This is a genomic window from Nakamurella sp. GG22 (genome assembly GCF_052976845.2).
In genome coordinates this window covers 60539-80106 of sequence record NZ_JBRIIO020000010.1, presented here as the reverse complement: position 1 = coordinate 80106, position 19568 = coordinate 60539, and the positions used below count along the sequence as shown (strand labels likewise).

The following is a 19568-nucleotide window of genomic DNA, read 5'->3' as shown; positions in this document are numbered from 1 at the left end:
AACGATGGCCTTAGTCAGCAGGACCGCGCCGGCGGGGGACACCACCTGGGTTCCGGCCGTGTCGAGGTCAGGGGACGGGTAGAATCCGATAGCCACCTTCACTTGGAGGGCGCTCGTCACCTCGCGCGATACCGGACCTCAGCAATCCCCATTCTGGCTGGTCTAGCAGCACCCTCCAGCTGCCCGACACGCCCTGCTCTCCGAACCGCGACGAAAGCCCCGGGCTAGGCCCCCTAACGGGCAGCTTTGGCGCATGCGCGCACAAGAACATCGGACTCAGCGGGTCCTCGTCTGGCGGATACGGCGTCGCCAATCTTGCCGTGCGGCGACCGGTTGTAGCGGTACAGGTGTCGACGGCGCTGCTGCTGTGCTGGGCGCCTGTTCCCACTTGGCCACCTCCGTGGGACTCATTCGGTGGCCTTGGGCAGCGGCGAGGAGGTTGCTGGGTCCGGATGCTATCCAAGTGCCTTCGGCTGTGCGGGTCGCCGCGTAGGAGTGTCCGGCGCGGGCTTGCCGGATTCGGACGACTCCGTTGTTGGTGCGGTAGTACCCCGGGGTAACGGTCCGGCGGGCGTAGGCGACCTGTTGGGCTTGGGCGTGCCGAGTGACGTCGGCGGCAATGGTGATGGCCGGCCGGCTGGCTTGGTGCATCCGGGCGATATGGACGACCGATTCCACGGTGTCCATGAGGGCGCCGTCGTCGGGTGAGGTGCCCGCAGCCTGTGTTGAGGTTGATCCGCTGAGGGCGGCAGTGACGATCTGAGCGGCCCGTTTCACGGTCGGGGCGGGAGAGGCGGAGGTTGGGCCAGCCCAGCGGCCGAGGTCACGGGACAGGGCCACCAGCTCGGCGCGAACGGCGGGATCGGTCGCGGCTCGGGCGGCCGCTGCGGTCAGACCGGCGGCGTGAGCGGACCAAGCCCGTGTTCGTCCCGGGTCATGACCGGCGCCCGCCATAGCTCGCGCTCCAGCTCCAGGACGGCGTACCGGACGGCCTCGGCAGTAGTGGGTGTAGCCCGGTGCGGAGTTGGGTGCTGCCACTCGCGGGCGGCCGCAAGGCCGTTCCCGTCGTCCCACTGGACCCGGCGCAAAGCGGGGAGGCGCAGCTCGGGGGCGAGGGTGCCACCCCCGAATCGCTGGCCCTCGGCGGCCACGCTGTACCCGGTCACCCGGCCATCGGTGACCCGGGGTCGCGGGTCGAGCCCGGCGGCCCGAAGGCGTTGGACGTAGTCGACCTCGGAGGAGCTGGCGGCCGCAATCGGCCGGACGATGTCGGCCAGGCAGCGGCTGATCGGCTCCCGACCGGTTGCGCGGGCCTTTGCCAGCTCACCCCGGGTCAGACCTCGAGCAGCGGCATTCGCTGACCGAGAATCCAGCGGGACCAGACCGTAGCGCTGCTCGGCCTGCGTCGCCCAGCGCTGCGACCGGGGCCCGTCCTGCCAGGTGTTGACCTTCGTTCCGTCGGCGCGGACCAGGGACAGCGCGATGTGGACGTGGTCGGCCCCGGCGGCGTTTCGGCCGTGGTTGACGGCGACCCACCGGACGGCGGCCTTGTCCGGGACGGTGATCCCTTGGGCGGTCAGGTAGTCCTCAGTGATGGTGCGCCACTCGGCATCGGTGACAGGCCGGTCCCCGGGGTTGAGGCTGATGACGATGTGCTGGACATGCCCGGCCTTCGGGGCGGTGCCCCACACCCGTTGATGGGCCCGCAGGTCCTCTGCGATCTGCTCAACCTGTCCCCGGCCGGGTAGATGAGCCGAGAGGGTCGTGCCGGCGACGGAGCGCTGATTCTCATGCAGATTTAGGTCCTGACCGGTGCCCCGGCCGAACAGGTACCGGACCAGCCCGCCGGGGTCTGGCTTGGTGCCGATGATCTTGACGATCACGACAGTCGGTCGGCCAGGCGATCCACGACGGCGAGCTGACGGCTGATCTGGGCGACGGCGGCCATCCACCCGGCGGGGTCGAACCCAGCGATGTGGGCGCTACGGGCGAGTTGGTTCAGATTCGCCATGGCGCCCGCGATCTCCGTGCGGATGCCGGTCACCTCGGAGTACAGGGCGCGGCGGATCATCGTCGGCGGCCGGCCCTCCACGGCGTCATTGATCCACCGGGGCAGGGTGACCTGGTCGGCGTCCGCGGCGGCCTGCCAGCGGCGGTACTGCTCATCGACAACGTGCACCGATTCGGCCGCCCGTTCGCTTGGCGGCGACGGGGTCGGGCGGCGCTCATTTCTTGCGGTCCCTTCGTGGTGGCGGTGGCGGCGGGATCTGCCCCGGCGGGTACAGCCGAGCGATCGCGGCGGGGTCCGGTAGGTACGAGCCGGCAACGGATATGCGGTTCTGGCGGCGGGCACGTGCCCGCTTCCGTTGCTTAATGGCCAGGGCCATCCACAGCCAGCTCATTTCGCGACCAGGGCGGCGAACGCGGCGGCCCGGGCGACGGCACCGCCGAGGCCGGTCTGCGGGAGCGGGTCGTCGAACGGGGCGACGACCTTGACCAGGAACTTCCACGACCAGCACGCGGACAGCAAGATCACAGCGCCGACGATCGCCTCGGTGACCCCTTGGGCGGCGACGTCGCTGCCGAGCAACCGGAAACCCACCGCGAAGATCAGTGCGGCAAGCGGTTTCACCAGGACCAGGGCGACGATCGCCTTGGCGTGCCGGGCAAAGTAGGTAGGCGACCACATCACCGCGGCCAACCCGACCGTCCCGACCAGTAGGACCAGCATCGCGGAGCGGACCCACATCATCGCCACCAGGAACAGGCTGGACAGCAGCTCGAGGATCAGGCAAACCAGGCCGACGGGGCCGGTGATCGGGTTGGCGAACAACGCGGCGAGGTTCGCGCCGAGGTCCGAGCCGTTCGACGCGGCCGGGATGATCCACTCGGAGAAGTCGTCCGCTGCACCGATGAGGGCGGCGCAGACGGCGGTAGTGAGCGCGCCGGCGGCGGCGATCCGGAACAGAAAAATCCCGAGCTGCGGCAGGGTGACCCGGCCCTTGATCGCCAGGTACACCCCGCCAAACACCAGGCTGATCACGGCGAGGATCACGGTGTAGTTCCGCAGGGCGTCCTGGATCCAGCCGACGGTCGGTGAAGCCGACCCGTCGACCGAACCAACGCTGACCGTCGGGGTCGAGGTCCAGAACGAGGCGACGCTAACCGCGACATCGGCCATCGCCTCCTGAATCCAGTCGATCACCCACTGAATACCCGCGCCGACCGCCGAGCCGGCGACGGAAGTTGCAGCGTCCCCCACGGCACCGACAACGCCACCAATCTGCTCCCCAAGGTTCGTGGTGTTGGCGTCCACGCACGCCTGCACGGATTCAGACGTCGGTGGGCTCACCGTGCACGGATCGACAGCCGGGGCGGCCGCGGCGAGCTGGAGGGCAGTGATCATGCGACACCGGCGAACGGAGTCCACTCGGGCAGCAGCGGCATGGTGACCGATGCGCCGAGCTCGCCGTGCCCGTCGATCGCGGGAATGACGTACCAGTCACCGTCGGTCCACACCAGGTTGATGTAGTCGGCGTAGGCCTGCCGGGCGTGAACGACCTGCTTGGCGATCAGCAGGGTGGCGTGGGTGGTGTCGTAGGACAGGTACCTAAAACCGGCGATCTGGAAGATCGCGTGCCGCTCACCGGGGTCCCGGGCTATCGAGCGGGCGAGCTCGAGGGCGGTGTCGTGCCCGGGCCAGGGCACCATCCGCTGGTGCACCAGCGGCGGATAGCTGTCCGGGGCGGGGACCGTGCGGGCCAGGCCGGCGGACCAGTTCGCCGCCGCCAGCAGCGCCCCGCCCGGTGTCTGGGCGAACCCGGACCGGACACCCTCCGGGGAGGTGCGCCGCGGCCCGGCCGACGCGCTGACCGGAACGGCGATCGTCTCGTCCAGTTCCCACGTCACGTCATCCGGGACGCCCTCGGTGACGGTGTCATCGCTCGGCACGATAAACACCGGAGTCGGAGTCACGGCTGGCGAGGTCGCGGCGGTTGCCGGGGCGGAGCTAGACGGACGGGTCAGGAACCACCCGGCGGCGAGGGCGGCGGTGACCACTGCCACGGCGGTGACGGTCTTCCACAGGCGGGTCATGATTGGGCGCTCCTTTGCGGCAGGGCGGCGATTTGCTGCGGGGTGACGTGGATTTCGAAGTGCATCGGGTCTGGCGTGCCGGACCAGTCCCCGCCCCACTCCATGCCCCAGCGGGCGGCGGCCGTGCGGGCGGCGCCGGCGGGAATGACGTACTGACCGGATAGCGAAGCGGGGTCCGCGCCGTTCGGGTTCCGGTCGAAGTTGATGTCCAGGGCCAGGCCGTAGGCGTGGAAGCTGACCATTCCGGGACTGTTGACGTTGTTCCGGTTCTCGAATCCGCCGAGGTAGTTGTTCAGGCCGCCCGGGATCTGTGGGACCAGCTCGGTCAGGAACCCGTCCCACAGCGGGGGTGTCCCGGCGGCGACCCGGCCGAAGCTGTGTCCCCGCCAGGAGTACGGGACCTGATTGGCTGCTCGGACCCAGCCGAAAGTCGATGGGTCCTGCGACGAGTTCTGGGTCAGCCCGGCCGGGCTCACCGCCCCGCCGGAGCCGGCGACAGGCGTGCACGTTGTGGTGACGACTTTCGTCAGAGCCGTTGCCGCCTGCAGGTTCCGTGCGTAGTTCCGGCCGTCGGCGAATTGTGATCGCTCGACGGCCTGTGCGGCCTGCGGGACCGGCATGGACTCCCACCCAGGAATGTCCACCAGCCCGGGGGAGCCGTCGGCGCCGCCCGTGTAGAACAGCTCGGCTGACTTGGCCGGGTCGAGCCGATCATGCAGCGGTCCCCAGTGATCCATCTGCTGGAACAGGCCCCGCGAGGTGGTCATCGTGCCGTCGCTGCGGTAGTCGCCGTAGTTGACGGCCACCAGCGTTGACTCGGTGATCGCAACGGTGATCCCGACGAGCGCGCCGCGCTCGCCCAAGCCCAACCCGAGGGCCACCTGCGCGATCGCCCGGGCGTTGCCAACCTGCTCGGTGGTCCAGCCAGGGACGGCGCCGGTACCGGCGCACGCGAACGCCTGCACGGCGGCGTCGGTGGTACCTGTAGGTGCGGTGATCGAGCACCCGCTGACCAGCAGGCCGGCGGCCGTGCAGGTCAGTGCCAAGAATCGGCGGCGGTTCACAAGGCACCCGCGGGTTCGTAGGTAGCGACCGAACGGGCCACCAGTTCGTTCATGCCGGGCCGTTGGAAGTGCGGCACGGTGCGGGCCAGGATCGGGAACTGACCGGTCGGAAGAACGATCATCCGGCCGGACGGCAGCCCGGCCAACTCGTCGACGTCCAGGATCAGGTCCTTGTCGAACGAGGTGTTCACCGATCGGGACGAGCGGCCGCCGGTCGAAGTACCGGTGGACTTGCGGGGCGTGAACTGCTTCCCGATCAGTTGCGCCACATCGGCCAGGTGCGCCCGGTCGGCGATCCCGGCACCGACGATCCGGATGGTTGCGGCGTCCCACATCTGCTGCATCCCTGCGGTTTTCCAAGCAGAAGCACCCTGCGACCAGTTCTGGAGGATCGCGCACAGAAAGATGCCGGCCGACCCGTAATGCGAGAACTGCGCCGGCAGGCCGGCCCACCGGCAGACATTCGCGACCTCATCGAGGACGCACACGATCGGCACCGGTAGCCGGCCGTGCGGGTGCCGCTGCGCCAGCCGCTCGGCAGCGGTCATCACCGCCACGGTGAGCGCCGTGGTCAACGGGCCGGCGGTGCCGATACCTTCCCGGGACAGACTGATCAGGGTGTCCCGACCCGACCGCACAAACGCGTCCGGGTCGAACTGCGGCCGCCCCGAGCGGTCAGTGACCCACTCCAGGATCGCCGGGGAGGTCAGGAACGCCACCGCGGCGGCCGCAGTGCCGAACAACCCGGACCGCTCCTCCGGTGCGGCATTGCACGCGCCCTTCAGGGACGCGGCAGGTAGGGGGTACCAGTTGTCCTTCAGGGCGGGCACCGCTTCCCGCAGCGCCGAACCGGGGTCGGCGATCCACAGGTACACCTGGTCGAGCTGTCGGCCCAGGATTGCGGCGGCGAGGATCAGGTTCGCCAGCAGTTGCGGGCCGGCGGTGTCGAAGTAGGCGTTCTTGCTGGACTCGGGCGGTGCAGAGGCGTCGGCGAACACCCGCGCCAAGGATGCGGCCTCGACCGGTCCGGTGATGCCCTCGAGGGGGTTCCACCACCACGCCGGCGGCTTGCCGCCGGTGTAGTCCGCGATCCGCTGCGGGTCGAACACCCAGCAGGTGCCCCGCTGCTCACAGGCGGCGCGGATCCCGTCCGGGAGGTCGCGCTTGTTCGACGTCGCCACGACAACCCCTGGGGCGTCGACGATCAGCGGAATCGCAATCCCTGTGGTCTTGCCCGACCCCGGGCCCATCTCGACCACCATCCCGTCCCGCCAGTACGACCACAGGTCGCGGCCGTCGACCACGGCCCGGCCGAACATCAAACCCGGGGCCTCACCCTCGCGGTACATCCGGCCGTCGATGCACCGCTTCACGGCGGCCTCCCTGGACAGCACGCTGGACCGGCCCATCGCCCGGGCCTTACCGTCGACGCTCTGTGCTGTGCGGTGTGCTCGAACAACCAGGTATGTGAGGGCTGCGATGACCGCCGCCGCGAGGATCCCGACGACGCTCAACGCCGTGGTGTAGCGCCACGTCCACGCCAGCTCGCCTTTGCCGAGCGCGAGGACGTCTTCGGGGAAGACCCAGTGACCTGACTCCCACCAGGTCCCGAGCCCGAGGCCGGCGTAGGCCAGCAGCAGGACGCCGGTTCCAGCGAAGCCGGGCACCAGCATCGGCGGCGTGGCTCCGACGGGATTGGGCTGTGCGCCGCGCATCAGGCCACATCCCATCGCTGGTCGGTGTTGTTCAACCCGGCCAGCTCGGTGCGGGTCAGCCGGAGATGGAAGGCCACACCGGGGGTGTCGGCGCCATCCCCGGCTTTGAGCAGGAAGTTGCCCTGACCGGGTGGCCGGCGGCGTCGACCGGTGGTCTGCAGGGTCGGCGGAGCCGACCAGCCGGCGACCTCGTCCTCTTCGCGGCGGGTGAAATGCGTGACCGCCCGCAGGCGGGTCACCTCCGAGCGGGGCATCCCGGCGCAGAAGACCATTCCGGCACGTTCGATCAACCCGCCGGCCTTTGCCCGGTCGGCCTCGGACTCCAGTGCGGCGAGGTCGGCGCTGGAGTGGAACGCGGTGATGGTTCCGACGCCCTCGGTGCGGTTCAGCCGGGACAGCCCGTTGTACCGGTCGACCAGCCCGGTGCCCTCCTGCAGCACGCTCCACAGCTCGTCGGTCACCAGGAACTTCCGGCGGGCCAGCTCAAGGCCGGCGTCTTCCATCACGTTGCTGACGGCGATGGCACCGAACCCGGCCGTCCAGCAGGACAGCAGCGCTGCGGCACGGAGTTTCCGTTCGCCCTTGTCGATCCCGGATACGTCGAATACCAGCGGGCGGTGCCGATCCAGTGGAACCGATGTCGGCCGGTTGAACACCGCCCCAAGCCCGGCGCTGGATGACAACCCGGCCAGAGAGGTCCGTAGGGAATCCGTTGCGGCGTAGTACTTCGACAGCTCACCACGTGCCAGGGCCACGTCTTTCAGTTCATCCGGGGCGTTGTCGACCAGTGCCAGCAGATCGCTGACCAAGGGTGCGCCCTTGCGGCGCCTCCAGGCAGAGTCGAGCAAGTCCAGGGCGACGGCCAGGACCAGGCATTCCAACTCGACCGGCGGCTGGCCGCGTTGCACGGTAATCAGGGCCTCGACCCCGAGTTGGCGCCGGGCCTTGGCTTCGGCGAGCAGGGCGTCGGCTTCGGTGCGGTGGCTGGTCGCTTTCAGCCTGGCGGCGGCCGCCGGCGCGTCGCCGAGATCCAGGACGTTCAGCGCTCCACCGCCGCGGCCAAGGCTGATGACCTGACCACCAAGCCCGGCGATCAGCGTCACGTACTCCCGCTTGACGTCCCCGAGAACCCAGCTGAGCACGCCCTGATGGGCCAGGGCGAGGATTTGCCGGCGGATCAGTGTCGACTTGCCATGGCCCGGGCCGCCCATCACCACCGCCGAGGGGTTGCTGATCAGGCCGCCCCGTTCAAACCAACTGATCGGGTCCGCGCACAGGATCGCGGCCGGCCCAGGGGTTTTCCGCAGGACCGGGCCCATCGGGGCACCGGTGCCGAGCTTGGACCCGGTGCCGGCGACCCACGGGTACAAGCCCTTGACCTGCGCAGCAGACGCGCGGCGGACGGCAGGTACCCGCCAATAAGTGTCGGCGCCCCCGCCCGCGCCCGGAACACCCCGGGTCGGGAACAGTCTGCCGCTCACAGCTCCTCCCGCAGCCAACGGGGAGTCAGCGCGTGCGCTCCGGCGACAAGACCGATACCAGGAAGGCTTTGCGCGAACGCCTGCGCGTGACCGCCGTCCTCCGGCCGCAGCAGCAATCGCGCAGCGGGGCCGAGCGAGTCCAGTGCCGCGTCCACCGCCGCCAGCTCCTCCGGGGATCCCACCGTGACGGTGACGATCACCGCGACGTCGATCAGTGCGTTACCGTGCGCCTCCTCGGCCGCCGTCGCCTCGGCCGCGGCCAAGTCCCGACGGTCGGCGGCCGACGGCTTGCGGGTCGACATCACCCTGTACTCCGCGGCTTTCACGTCGGCGGCCGCGATCCGCTGCGAGCGTCCGGGGTCGTGCGGGGTCAAGATCAGGCTGACCCGCTTGCGCCAGTTCCCGTGCGGATGCAGTAGCGGCCCGAGCCCGAGGGCGTGAACCCGGCCCATGATGTCGGTCATCGACCACGATCGGGACACCGCTGCGCTGTGCCGATAGTGCGTCCACTCTCGGGCGTCGGCGGTGACCGGGCCGACTCCCGACCACAACAGCACGGTCGGGTTGTTGCCAGACAGGAGCCGCGTGGCGGCGGGGTCATATGCGATACGGACGAGTCGGCACAGTCCTTGCCCGTCAAGCGGTATCGCTTGGCCGGCGCCGGTCCCGCTCAGCCGGGAGACGATCGGCGGCAGCCGGTGAGCCAGAGTCGATCCCATCTGCTCCGCCGTGCGGGCACGCTTCCCGTCGACGGCGGTGAAGGTCAGCGTCACGAACGAACGGACAGCGGCTGAACCCGCCGGGTAGCTGCCCAGAATCTCCTGCATCACCAGACCGGCCAGGGCCGGCGAATCCGTGCTCGCCCGAGCTTCGGCTTCCGCCCGCAGCCCGGTGCCATCGTCAGGACCGGACTCAATCGTGACCATCGCCTGCACCAGTCCCGGTTCGAACGCCAGGAACGACAGGAACTCTCCCCACCGGTCGACGTTCTCGGCGGTGTCCGCGGCGTCCAGTAGGGACGCCCCGTCGGGATGGCACTCGATGGTCACGGCGTAGTGATTCGGTCGTGGGGTGTGCACCAACGCGAACGGACTCCCCGTGGTGTCCTCATGCTCGGTGAGTTCCGTGTCGGCCAGCACCCCGGGAAGTCGGTACTTCCCGAGCCTGGTCAACGGACCGGAGCGGTACACGGCTGTTCCGCGCCGGACCGCCCTTCCATGAGCCGCCCGTGCCCCGGTGCGTTCCAGCACCGACAGACCGTGCCGGTCGCGGCGGGCGATTGCCAACAGCACGGCACCCGCCAGCACGCCCCACACGCCGCCAGCGATCAGGTTGACGTTGATCGTCAGGACAATCCCGATCACTGCGGCACCGATGAGAAGAAGCGTGCCCCACTTCCCGAGGCCACCAAGGCCAGGCGACCGAGGCTCCCGGAAGTTTTCGAACGAGCGCTCAACGACGGCGGACGTCATCCTGATGCCTCGCGCTGCTCCGGCACTTCGGACGCACGAAAGGCCGGACTGAGCGGCGTCGCCACGCAGCCGCAGGATCGCACCATTGCGGCGATGGTGGTGGCGTCCTCGTCGTTCGCAGTGAAGATCACGGCGCGGTGGTAGCCAGGTAGCACCACTTCCAGGCCGTGATCGGTGACGATGCTTGCGCTCATCGCGACCACGCCCCGGCGGACGCGACTGCCACTTCGAACAGCTCGAGCTGGCCCTCTTCGTCTGTCCTGCAGGCGGATTCGGTTGCGGATTCCGCGTCGCCGCGGGTGCCCATGCTTTCGGTCGCCATCAGAACAGCAACGTGACGGCGCTGGCGGCGACACCACAGACAATGGTGCCGGCAAGCGCGAACAGCAGTGACATGCCGTGCTCGCCGCCGGCGCCCCGGCCGGAGCCGCCCATCGCGATCTTGATCCCGGCGGCGATGACCGCGGCGACGCAGGCGGCCGTTGCAACCCAGAGGACCCAGCCGAGGATTGTGGTCAGCTTGTCCGCGCCGGGCGGCTCAGTCGGGCTGACGTCCGGGACGGCCGCCAGCAGTGCGTTGACAGTGCTGCGAAACATGTTGCTCCTTCGGGGAAGTTATGAGTGCATGTCGAGAAGTGCTGGACATAAGGGCTTTTGGCAGCCACGGTGGACACATGGGTGAGATGCGTTGCCTCGAGACGCCTGCAGATCGGTGGTCGTCTCCGACAGATGGCGAGCATCACGGACAACGTCGAGCGAAAGGTCAGCCGCGCATGTGCAGCGCTGCGAAGCTCCGCCGCCAGAGCCACTTCCGGGGCGCGTTGCTCGTCCGGCTGGCTGTGGTCAACAGCCGCGGCGGGACCCGGTAATGACAGCCGACGTCGTGGTGCTGCGGCCGCCGGCCCCACCGGACGAGTTGGTTTATCTGAATCACGTCGCCTTCTACGAGGCTTTCTTGGCGCCGATCTTTCCGCAGTTGGAAGACGCCGAGCCCGGATGGTGTCCACAGTGGCGGGATCACCCAGCGGCCGAGAATGCAGTGGCAGCTCTCTGGCGCGCGTGGGAGAACCTCCAGCAAGACCCAGGTCCTGGTCAGGCGTCATGGCTTGCGAACCTCGCCATTCCGATCATGCGGGAGCTCCGGGACGACGACGGTCCATTCAGAGGCTGCTCACCCGCCCGCCATACGCCCACGGCGATGGCGCTGCCGGTGACGCAATAGCTCGACCACCGCGGTGCGCCGAAACAGACTGTCGCAGTGTGGTTTCGATCGGCTGTCGGACGCCCTTTCGTCACCGGTGTCATGTCGCCTCCGTCCCTGCTGCTGCAGTGCTCGCGGCTTCGCTGGCCACGTCCAGCGCCGACCGATTCCCGTGATCCGTCTTGCCGCCCGCGTTCGATGCGATCGGCTCAGCGCGGCGTGCGCGGCCGCGTGCCGCGAGTTCTCGTGCGACCCGCCGCGCTTCCTGCCGCATGCCAGAAGCTGCGCGGGCCGCTTCCATCGCGGCCGCGTGTTCCTTGCGGGCGGCCAGTTGACGCTCGATAGCAACTTGGCGGTCGGGGGATCCAATGGCCGGCGACCAGTCGCTCGCAAGCTCGCCCACCCACCGGACGACGGCCCCTGGCCCTGCGCCTGTCCACGATCGAGCTCGCGCCACGGTGGCCATCCGCTCGGGCGTCCAGCCCAACGCGGTGAGAGCCATGCATCGATCCCGCAGCACACTCGTCCTGATCTGGCGGGCAAGCTCGATGGGGATCGAGGCTTTGACCGCCGCTGCCAGATCTGTGGCGGCGCGGTCGGACGGTTTGCCCTCGTGGCCGCTCACCGGCAGAGCCGGATCGACATCCACCACCCCCAAGTCCGTCGCAACGGCGCAACGGTCCGCCGCCCTTGGTGGTGATGGGTTCTTGGTAGTAGTTATTTCTCTTTGCCGCGAAGATTCCTTCGCCGGGGCCCTGACGAATTCATTCTCTGGCCCCCCTGCAGATTCTTTCGCGGGGGTGACCGGTGCCACCGGCCCCGGAGCAGAATTCTGCACCGGGGTCTGACCTGCGGAGGATCGCGAGCCGGCGGCTGGGTCCGGTTGCGGCGTGGTGCCACGTTGACCCGACCCGGTTGCGGTCGGCGGGATCCGTGCATCCCATTCGAGGATGTATCTGTTGTTTCCGCGCCCGCCGTCCGCACGTCGGGTCGCTTCAATCGTCAGCCAACCCGCTCGTTCAAGCTGGCGCAGATTGAGGTCCACGGCTCGGACGGAGCTGTAACCACAGTTCCTTGCCAGCGCGGCGCGGGAGGGGCGGGTGACCACATCGCTGCCGTATGCGTAGGTCGCCAAAACGGTCCACAACCTGACGGCCGCAGACCCAAGCTCAGGATTGCGCGCCAGCTCCGTTGGAATCATCGCGAACGGCTTGCGGCCTCGGACGACGAGGTCGCCGGTGTCGTTCTCTTCAGCGGTCATCGGCGTGGCCATCATGAGAAACCTGCTTCAACCGCTGCGAGGTTGATCTGGTTTGCAGGTGAGCCAGTTGTTGGCGGGCGTCGTCCAGGAACTGGCCGAGTTCGTGTGCGGCGTGACGGCCAGCGGTCAGTTGGGCCAGGGCCCGATCCACGACGATGGCTTCGTCGAGGTGGTCGTCGGACCCGATACGGCCGGCGTCGTATTCGGCGTTGAGCCAGCTGCTCAGGTGCGTGATCAGTTGCGGGAGCCCCTGGGCCATGGTGGCGAGCTCGGCCACGAGTCGGTCGAGCTCGGCCGGCTCGCTCAAGGCGTGCCGGCCCAGGGTGTGGTGATTGAGTCCGCGGACGGCTTCTGCCGCGGTGACGGCGAGATCCACCGCGGGCTGGGCGCCGGAGCTGGTCATCGGCGATCACTACGGGACAGTGCGGTGCCAGCAAAGGTCCGAATGGAGTCCTGGGAGCGGGGTGCAGGCGTCAGCCGGCCGCTCGAGCAGTGTTGCCAATAGTGTTGCCTAGAGCCCGCACATCCTCGGTCTTGGCCGGGCTTCGCTGGACTGTTTGCGCACGTCAGGGGCGTACACGCACTCCGCCGAACGTGGTGGTCCGAATTTGCAAGGCGGGGGTTGAGAGTTCGATTCTCTTCGTCTCCACAGATACCGACTTGCAATATCAGTTCGAAACGCGGCGTAGATGCATTCCCATTAGACGAGTACAGCCAAACCACAGCCAAGTGCAATCGGGCGTCGTCATTCCCTATTTCTAATTGGGCAGGTGACCGGGAGTTGTTGACGGGTTGGTCGGCTGACGTCGATCCGGGCGGACCTGGCTACCCGGGCGAGGATCGTGTTGCTCGCCGCAGATGGCTAACTCTCACTGAGGAAGGTGTCTTGTCCCAGTCTTGTGGAGGTGGCGGCGTAGGTGTTTCCGGCGGGGGCGCACCGGATCTGCGGATTATGACGGATGTGACAACCCTACATAGTTTCATTTAAATCGTTACTGAGCGTACAGTTAGGACATGGTTTCAGGGTCGTGGCCGGCTGTAGGTACTGAAGAGCGGACCTGGCGACCGAAGATCTCGCCGGATCTGGTGTCCGCCCGGGTCCGTCAGCGGCACTCAGGGCCCTATTGGGCCGCCCTGGTGCCGGAGATCGCTGATCGGCCGCTCGAGCTGCCGGCTGCCATCGCAACATTCGCCGAAGACGCGTCGGTGGAGATCGCCCGGTTCGACGCCGAGTTGAGCGCGGAAGTGGCTCCCTTCGCCTCGGTATTGCTGCGTTCGGAGTCGGCGTCGTCCTCCAGGATCGAGAACCTGACGTCGGGCGCAAAATCGATCGCCCTCGCCGAGCTCGGCAGCAGGGAGAAGCGCAACGCGACCGAGATTGTCGGCAATGTCGCCGCCATGGTCGCCGCGCTCGCCCTCGCCGACCGACTCGATGAGGGCGCCGTCATGGCCATGCACGAGGCCCTTCTTGCGCATGTCCAGCCCGACATCGCCGGCCGATGGCGAGCAGAGCAGGTTTGGATTGGCGGCGACTCGTTCGGACCGCACGGCGCCACGTTCATCCCGCCTCACCCCGACCATGTACCCGCCCTGATGGCTGATCTCGTCAGGTTTACCCAGCGGACGGACCTGCCCTTACTCAGCCAGGCCGCGATCGCTCATGCCCAGTTCGAGACCATCCATCCCTTCCCCGACGGGAACGGCCGCACCGGCCGCGCCCTCGTTCACGCAATGCTCCGCGGTCATGGACTCACCCGAAATGTCACAGTGCCCGTGTCGGCCGGTCTCTTGACCGATGCCAGCGGGTACTTCGAGGCCTTGACGGCCTACCGCAACGGTGAAGCCAGCGCGATTGTCGAGAAGCTGGCCGAGGCTGCCTTCGCGGCGGCGACCAACGGCCGCCAATTGGTGGGTGATCTTAGATCGATCCGGCGGAACTGGGCCAGCACGCTCACGGCGAGGCGAGGCGCGACGGCCTGGCAGTTGGTCGACGTGCTGCTCCGGCAGCCGGTCATCGACTCACCGACCGCGGCGCGTGAACTCGGCGTCACGCCGCAGAATGCGCTGCGCGCGATCACGCCGCTGGTGCACGCGGGTATCCTCGAGGAGTTCACCGGCTTCGCCCGCAACCGAATGTGGCAGTCGCGCGACGTGCTTGACGCGCTGGACGACTTCGCCGCGCGGGCCGGTCGTCGAGGGCCTTGAGGAAGCAGAGCTTCGGGGTAGCGGCGGTCCGCACCTGACCAACGTGCTGCACGTTCTCGGCCCGGACAACGCGATGCGGGTCTCCGAGTCGCCGCTCGCGAACCGGTCAGGTCCCAGCCACGGCCGAAAACAGCTGCTCGTATCGTTCCGACGGACTGAGAGTGAGTCCGGACTTCACAAACGTCGCCCAGTCGTCAGCCAGGACCTCATCGAGACCCGACTCAATGGCGTCCAGGCCAGCGGCCGCCAGGGCCGACGGGGAGATCTTCGGCGCGTCCATACCCCCGGACATGTCCGTGTCGACAAGGCCCATGTGTACGCCGACGACGTGCGTGCATTGGTCCGCGAGCTCGAGCCGCGCACTGTCGGTGAGGCTCCAGGCCGCCGCCTTGGAGGCGGCGTAAGCGCCGGCCCCCGGGACGGTGAACCACGACAGTGCCGAGACGATGTTCAGGATGGCACCTCCCCCGTTGGCCTTCAGGATGGGCGCGAACGCTTGAGTCATGAGTAGCGGGCCGTAGAAGTTCGTGTCCATCTCTCGGCTGACCTCCGCCACATCGCCGGAGATGAGGGACGTACCGGTCGAGATTCCCGCGTTGTTGATCAGGACCTGGACGTCGCCGGCGGAAGCGGCGACCGCCTGGATCCGCGCGGGGTCAGTGACGTCGAGCTGGATCGGCTCGACGCCGTCCACGTCGACGGAACTCGGGTTGCGCGAGGCGGCGTAGATCTTCGATGCTCCACGCTCCTTGAGCTGCTCGACGAACGCTGCACCGATCCCTCGGTTGGCTCCGGTCACCAGCACAACGGCGTTCTTCAACAACATGTGGGCCTCTTTCTGTAGTGACCACTATGGATTGCCGTCTGACCGTACCAGATTCCGTAGCGATCGCTACGGTATGCTGGAGGTATGGCCGGCAGACCGCGGAGCTTCGACCGCGACACCGCATTGGCTGCAGCCGTCGAGCAGTTCTGGCGCACCGGCTACGCAGAGACCTCGATTTCGATGCTCACGAGGGCGATGGGCGTGACTCCGCCAAGCCTGTATGCGGCGTTCGGCGATAAGGACAGCCTGTTCGAGGAAGCGTCCGCCTTGTACTTCCGTCGGACCTGCCAGGCCGTCGACCGTGCGGCTGCCCGCCCGGCCGTCCGCGACGCCATTGCCGCCATGCTGGACGACACCGCGCGTGCGCACACCGATGCCGAGACACCGCTGGGTTGCCTCATGCTGACCGAGCCACGGCTCACCGCACAACGAAAAGACCTGCACCGCCGGCTCACGGACCGGATCGCACGAGGTGTCACAGAAGGCGACCTTCCGGCCACCGTTGCGCCCGACGAGCTGGCGTCATACTTGGTCGCGGTCATGCGCGGCATGTCGGGGTGCGCCAGAGACGGAGGCTCGACCGAAGACCTCCTTGCCATCGCCGGCGCTGCCATGGCGGCCATACCGGAACCGCCGCCTAAGCCGAGAGCGGGATGACGGAACCGGGATGCATCGTCGTGATCGGCGGGTCGTAGCGCGGAATGCACGACGCGGCTTGTCCCGGGCCGATCGAGAATCCAGTTGTGGGCGTTCCCGGCGAAATGAGCATTCACAACTGGTTTCTCGATACGCAGGTCGCTGTGCTGCGCGGGCGGGGCGGCGGCGTTCAAGCCCCCCGACTTGACGGAAGTCCCCCGCCGGCGTCGCGTCCCTCGCCAGCGACCCGACCAGCGATGAGGGTGGCGCCACCGCCGGTTGTTGGGCAGCGCCAAGCTGTCCGGTCCTGAACGCTGCAGGAACGTCGCGCTCACTGCCGCCGCTCGAGAGCGCCGCGACCCAGCGGCAGTCGTGGCCTCACAGGACCGGCTTAGGGTGCCCGCAACCGTGCTGCACCCCGGCCTCCGTTTCCGCGATCGACCGCCAGCTGGCACCGTGGTGCGTGGCCCGCAACTCGCAGCAGTCGGTCGCCGGATAGGTTGCGATCGTGGACCTGATGCGCTGCGAAGAGAGCTTGTGCGAGATCCTGCTGTTTGCGCTCACACCACCGAGATTGGCCACCGCTGCTGACCGCGTCCAAGAAATCGCGGACGCCACGATCGCGCGGCTGCAAGGGCTCGACCTCGACGGTCTGATTCTCTATGACATCGACGACGAGGCCGATCGAAACCCGGCGCAGCGTCCGTTCCCCTTTACCCCTACCCTCGATCCCGCGGACTTCCTCGCTGCCTACCTCGCCGACTGGCGGACGCCGGTGATCGTCTACCGGGCCGTCGGCAAGTACCCCAGTGCCGACCTTCGGTCCTGGCTCTCCGATCAAGAGCCGTCGCAGGTGCTGACTGTGCTCGTCGGGGCCGCGTCCAGCAGAACCATGGCCAGGACCGCTCTTTCGGACGCGCAGGCGTGGAGCCGCGAGGTCAATCCCCAGCTGGCTGTTGGTGGCGTTGCCATACCGGAACGCCACAGCGGCAGGCGTGACGAACATCTGCGACTCCTGGCGAAGCAGGAAGCGGGCTGCCGGTTCTTCGTGACGCAGGTCGTCTACGACGTCAACGCGGCCAAAAACCTCGTCTCCGACTACTTCTACGAATGTTCCGCCCGTGGCAGACGCCCGGTGCCGATCATCTTCACATTCTCGGTCTGCGGGTCGATGCGCACACTGGGGTTCCTGCAGTGGCTCGGCGTGGACGTCCCGCGGTGGATCGAGAACGATCTGAAACACGCCGCCGACACCCTCGAGGCGTCATATCAATTCGCTCTGGCCGCAGCCATTGAACTGATGAGCTATTGCCGCAAGCTTGGCATGCCATTCGGCATCAACATTGAAAGTGTGTCCATTCGGAAAGTGGAGATCGAGGCGTCGGTGATGCTGGCAGCCGAGGTACGAGACAAGTTGAGAAGTGGCGCCGATACGCGGTGACACACGGCGGCACGACGCCGGGTGGGGCGGATCTGCTGGAGCGGGCTGACAGAGGTTTCGTCGCGTCAAAGCCGGCACCTGCGAACACGTCCCGGCCGGGGCTATTCACCCGAGCCGCTCTACATGGCAACATCACTCACCAAGTTGGTGACGACCTGTGGGTGGGCCATGATCCAGGATGCTCGTGCCGAACCGTCAACATCGCCACCGGTTTCCACGACGGTGCGCCAACTGACGGTTGCCGAAGCCGTCCTGCTGCTGGACGACCCGGACGCATTCACCCGCACGACAAGTCTGGAGCTCGCCACCGGATACCTGGCGTTCCCGGAGGCTCATCCCAGCATCGTGCAGGGCCTGCGAGACGGGCAGTCGCCGGAGTGGGGCAGCCAGCTCATCATCGACCCGGCGGCGTCCGTCGTCGTCGGGCTCGGCGGCTTCACGGGCCCACCCGGCGACACCGGCACGGTCGAGGTCGGGTACAGCTTGGCTCCGGTCCATCAGGGTCGCGGTCACGCACGGCGGGCCGTCACCGCGTGGATGGACCAGGCCGCGGCTGCCGGTGTGAACGCTGTCATCGCCCACACCCTTGCCGAGCCGAACGCCTCGAACCGGGTACTCGAACACTGCGGCTTTGCCAGGGTGGCAACCCTCCCGGACGAGGAACTCGGCGAGATCTGGCAATGGCGACGGGAGCTGCAGCCGGCTCCATCGGTGCAACGGTGAACACACGCGACGGGTCCTGGACCTTCTCTCGCGGCCGCGCCCGTTCCGTTCAGTCCGGGACATTCGTCCGCTCAACGACAGCGGTCAGTCACCTGACGGCGTAAGCGTTGTCGACCCCGCCGGCAATCGCGGTGACGCCGTCCAACGGCATCAGGACGGGGACCCTCGAACGCTCGGCGTCCGGACCGGCACCGAACTGGCCCAACCGGCCTTCTCCCCAGGCCCAGACCTGTCCGGCGTCACCGAGTGCGTAACCGGTCCTGCGGCTCGCGGCGATCGCGGTGATCCCGATCAGCTCGGGCACCGGGACCGGCTCCGACGTCCGGGAGAACTCCGTGTTCCCGGGGTTTCCGTCACCGATACCCCATGCGCAGACTGTTCCGTCACCGCGAACGGCATAGGCATTGATGCCACCGGCTGCGATGCCGGTGACCCCGGTCAGGCCGGGCACCTGGACCGGCAGGCTGGGCTCCTCGGCCGAATGCCCGAAGGCACCGTATTCGCCGGCTCCCCACGACCACACCGTCCCATCCTTACGGAGTGCGTAAGCGTTGAAGGGTGCCGCGGCAATGGCTGTGACGTCGTTCAGCCCCATGACCTGAACGGGTGCGGCACCGCCCGGTTGACCGCCGTGGCCCAACCGACCGTCAACGTCGGACCCCCAGGCCCAGACCGTCCCATCGCTCCGCAGTGCGTATCCGTTGCGATGCTGGCTACCGGCAATCGCCGTGACGTCGGTCAGTCCCGGAACCCGAACCGGAACCGCACTGAAGTCGCGATCCGTTCCGAGTTCGCCGGACTCTCCCGCCCCCCACGCCCACACCGTGCCGTCGGGCAGCAGCGCGTAACCGGTGGCAAGGGCAGCGGAGATGGCGGTCACCCCGGTCAGCCCCGAAACCTGAACGGGCACCGAGCTTTTGGCAAACGCACCGTTGCCCAACTGGCCGCGCCTTCCGTCGCCCCATGCCCAGACGGTTCCGTCGGCCTCGAGCGCATACCCTCCGCCGTCGAACCCGGCTGCTGCGGTCACCGCCGTAAGTCCGGGAACCTGTTGCGGGGCAGGCGCAACCGTCATGTTCGCGGGATCGGCGTACTCGATTCCCCACGCCCACAGCGTGCCGGCTGTGGGTGCGCGAGTCTCGCTGCCAGCTGGGTTCCCGGCGGGCAGCGGAGCAGCACATGGCGCCGCCGCTTCCTGCGGCGTCGGCGTCGCGAGCACCGCGACCACGGTGGCAACGATCGCTGCCACCAGGACGGCAATGGTCCACCACACCCACTGCGGTGGGCGTGAGCGCTGCCCTGTGTCCGATGACTGGCCGGTGGCCGGATCGGGACTGGGAGGTGTGCGTTCGTCGATGTACACGGTGACCTCAATGGTGAGCGGGGTGACTGCGACGACCGGCGGCAGAGCGTGCTCACCCGCAGGTCCCCGAAGGCGAAAGGATTCG

19 protein-coding genes are annotated in these 19568 nt (G+C 68.0%); 5 read left to right on the top strand and 14 right to left on the bottom strand.

Annotated elements, in window-relative coordinates; all coding sequences use genetic code 11:
* Positions 1–890 precede the first annotated feature (890 nt).
* From ACVBEQ_RS12135 to ACVBEQ_RS12090, 10 genes are all read right to left on the bottom strand, one after another.
* A complete protein-coding gene (locus ACVBEQ_RS12135) occupies positions 891–1883 on the bottom strand; it encodes a relaxase/mobilization nuclease domain-containing protein (protein ID WP_447153344.1) in 993 nt (330 codons plus the stop codon).
* On the bottom strand, positions 1880–2179 hold the full coding sequence (gene mobC / locus ACVBEQ_RS12130) for a plasmid mobilization relaxosome protein MobC (protein WP_447153343.1): 300 nt from the start codon (positions 2177–2179) through the stop codon (positions 1880–1882). Before mobC ends, ACVBEQ_RS12135 begins: the two co-directional genes overlap by 4 nt.
* Positions 2180–2398: 219 nt before the next feature.
* Positions 2399–3406 carry a hypothetical protein gene (locus ACVBEQ_RS12125; protein ID WP_447153342.1) on the bottom strand — a complete coding sequence of 336 codons (1008 nt, stop codon included), beginning with the start codon at positions 3404–3406 and terminating at the stop codon, positions 2399–2401.
* Complete coding sequence (locus ACVBEQ_RS12120) at positions 3403–4095, bottom strand: DUF8175 domain-containg protein (RefSeq protein WP_447153341.1); 693 nt, start codon at positions 4093–4095, stop codon at positions 3403–3405. Before ACVBEQ_RS12120 ends, ACVBEQ_RS12125 begins: the two co-directional genes overlap by 4 nt.
* On the bottom strand, positions 4092–5159 hold the full coding sequence (locus tag ACVBEQ_RS12115; protein WP_447153340.1) for a M15 family metallopeptidase: 1068 nt from the start codon (positions 5157–5159) through the stop codon (positions 4092–4094). The genes ACVBEQ_RS12120 and ACVBEQ_RS12115 overlap by 4 nt, the downstream gene beginning before the upstream one ends.
* On the bottom strand, positions 5156–6874 hold the full coding sequence (locus ACVBEQ_RS12110; protein ID WP_447153339.1) for a type IV secretory system conjugative DNA transfer family protein: 1719 nt from the start codon (positions 6872–6874) through the stop codon (positions 5156–5158). The genes ACVBEQ_RS12115 and ACVBEQ_RS12110 overlap by 4 nt, the downstream gene beginning before the upstream one ends.
* The gene (locus ACVBEQ_RS12105; RefSeq protein ID WP_447153338.1) at positions 6874–8355 is read right to left on the bottom strand and encodes an ATP/GTP-binding protein; all 1482 of its coding nucleotides are present in this window, start codon (positions 8353–8355) and stop codon (positions 6874–6876) included. Before ACVBEQ_RS12105 ends, ACVBEQ_RS12110 begins: the two co-directional genes overlap by 1 nt.
* On the bottom strand, positions 8352–9827 hold the full coding sequence (locus ACVBEQ_RS12100; RefSeq protein ID WP_447153337.1) for an SCO6880 family protein: 1476 nt from the start codon (positions 9825–9827) through the stop codon (positions 8352–8354). Before ACVBEQ_RS12100 ends, ACVBEQ_RS12105 begins: the two co-directional genes overlap by 4 nt.
* Positions 9824–10021: a hypothetical protein gene (locus ACVBEQ_RS12095; protein WP_447153336.1), complete on the bottom strand. Its 198-nt coding sequence runs from the start codon at positions 10019–10021 to the stop codon at positions 9824–9826. The genes ACVBEQ_RS12100 and ACVBEQ_RS12095 overlap by 4 nt, the downstream gene beginning before the upstream one ends.
* Positions 10022–10148: 127 nt before the next feature.
* The gene (locus ACVBEQ_RS12090; RefSeq protein ID WP_447153335.1) at positions 10149–10424 is read right to left on the bottom strand and encodes a hypothetical protein; all 276 of its coding nucleotides are present in this window, start codon (positions 10422–10424) and stop codon (positions 10149–10151) included.
* Positions 10425–10695: 271 nt separating this feature from the next.
* Here ACVBEQ_RS12090 and ACVBEQ_RS12085 point away from each other — a divergent pair, with 271 nt between their 5' ends.
* Positions 10696–11049, top strand: a complete 354-nt coding sequence (locus tag ACVBEQ_RS12085) for a DUF4913 domain-containing protein (protein ID WP_447153334.1) — start codon at positions 10696–10698, stop codon at positions 11047–11049.
* A gap of 79 nt (positions 11050–11128) precedes the next feature.
* Here the strand turns inward: ACVBEQ_RS12085 and ACVBEQ_RS12080 are convergent, their stop codons facing one another.
* Together ACVBEQ_RS12080 and ACVBEQ_RS12075 are read right to left on the bottom strand one after the other, a co-directional pair.
* Positions 11129–11680: a hypothetical protein gene (locus ACVBEQ_RS12080; RefSeq protein WP_447153333.1), complete on the bottom strand. Its 552-nt coding sequence runs from the start codon at positions 11678–11680 to the stop codon at positions 11129–11131.
* A gap of 598 nt (positions 11681–12278) precedes the next feature.
* Entirely contained in the window at positions 12279–12692 is a 414-nt protein-coding gene (locus ACVBEQ_RS12075; RefSeq protein WP_447153332.1) for a hypothetical protein, read from the bottom strand.
* A gap of 611 nt (positions 12693–13303) precedes the next feature.
* On the opposite strand from ACVBEQ_RS12075, the gene ACVBEQ_RS12070 reads away from it, so the two are divergent.
* A complete protein-coding gene (locus ACVBEQ_RS12070) occupies positions 13304–14494 on the top strand; it encodes a Fic family protein (RefSeq protein WP_447153331.1) in 1191 nt (396 codons plus the stop codon).
* A 106-nt stretch (positions 14495–14600) separates the two neighbouring features.
* On the opposite strand, the gene ACVBEQ_RS12065 is transcribed toward ACVBEQ_RS12070, so the two are convergent.
* On the bottom strand, positions 14601–15320 hold the full coding sequence (locus ACVBEQ_RS12065; protein ID WP_447153330.1) for an SDR family oxidoreductase: 720 nt from the start codon (positions 15318–15320) through the stop codon (positions 14601–14603).
* Between the two features lie 84 nt (positions 15321–15404).
* Here ACVBEQ_RS12065 and ACVBEQ_RS12060 point away from each other — a divergent pair, with 84 nt between their 5' ends.
* From ACVBEQ_RS12060 to ACVBEQ_RS12050, 3 genes are all read left to right on the top strand, one after another.
* Positions 15405–15977: a TetR/AcrR family transcriptional regulator gene (locus ACVBEQ_RS12060; RefSeq protein ID WP_447153329.1), complete on the top strand. Its 573-nt coding sequence runs from the start codon at positions 15405–15407 to the stop codon at positions 15975–15977.
* A 496-nt stretch (positions 15978–16473) separates the two neighbouring features.
* Positions 16474–17397: a methylenetetrahydrofolate reductase gene (locus ACVBEQ_RS12055; RefSeq protein WP_447153400.1), complete on the top strand. Its 924-nt coding sequence runs from the start codon at positions 16474–16476 to the stop codon at positions 17395–17397.
* Between the two features lie 222 nt (positions 17398–17619).
* Entirely contained in the window at positions 17620–18120 is a 501-nt protein-coding gene (locus ACVBEQ_RS12050) for a GNAT family N-acetyltransferase (RefSeq protein ID WP_447153328.1), read from the top strand.
* 88 nt (positions 18121–18208) lie between these two features.
* Here ACVBEQ_RS12050 and ACVBEQ_RS12045 read toward each other — a convergent pair whose 3' ends face one another.
* A complete protein-coding gene (locus ACVBEQ_RS12045; RefSeq protein WP_447153327.1) occupies positions 18209–19483 on the bottom strand; it encodes an RCC1 domain-containing protein in 1275 nt (424 codons plus the stop codon).
* Positions 19484–19568 lie beyond the last annotated feature (85 nt).

Coding starts and splice junctions, on each gene's coding strand:
- ACVBEQ_RS12125 (WP_447153342.1), bottom strand. CDS start 3,406: ATGATCACTGCCCTCCAGCTCGCCGCGGCCGCCCCGGCTGTCGATCCG.
- ACVBEQ_RS12120 (WP_447153341.1), bottom strand. CDS start 4,095: ATGACCCGCCTGTGGAAGACCGTCACCGCCGTGGCAGTGGTCACCGCC.
- ACVBEQ_RS12110 (WP_447153339.1), bottom strand. CDS start 6,874: ATGCGCGGCGCACAGCCCAATCCCGTCGGAGCCACGCCGCCGATGCTG.
- ACVBEQ_RS12100 (WP_447153337.1), bottom strand. CDS start 9,827: ATGACGTCCGCCGTCGTTGAGCGCTCGTTCGAAAACTTCCGGGAGCCT.
- ACVBEQ_RS12095 (WP_447153336.1), bottom strand. CDS start 10,021: ATGAGCGCAAGCATCGTCACCGATCACGGCCTGGAAGTGGTGCTACCT.
- ACVBEQ_RS12090 (WP_447153335.1), bottom strand. CDS start 10,424: ATGTTTCGCAGCACTGTCAACGCACTGCTGGCGGCCGTCCCGGACGTC.
- ACVBEQ_RS12085 (WP_447153334.1), top strand. CDS start 10,696: ATGACAGCCGACGTCGTGGTGCTGCGGCCGCCGGCCCCACCGGACGAG.
- ACVBEQ_RS12075 (WP_447153332.1), bottom strand. CDS start 12,692: ATGACCAGCTCCGGCGCCCAGCCCGCGGTGGATCTCGCCGTCACCGCG.
- ACVBEQ_RS12070 (WP_447153331.1), top strand. CDS start 13,304: ATGGTTTCAGGGTCGTGGCCGGCTGTAGGTACTGAAGAGCGGACCTGG.
- ACVBEQ_RS12065 (WP_447153330.1), bottom strand. CDS start 15,320: ATGTTGTTGAAGAACGCCGTTGTGCTGGTGACCGGAGCCAACCGAGGG.
- ACVBEQ_RS12060 (WP_447153329.1), top strand. CDS start 15,405: ATGGCCGGCAGACCGCGGAGCTTCGACCGCGACACCGCATTGGCTGCA.
- ACVBEQ_RS12055 (WP_447153400.1), top strand. CDS start 16,474: ATGCGCTGCGAAGAGAGCTTGTGCGAGATCCTGCTGTTTGCGCTCACA.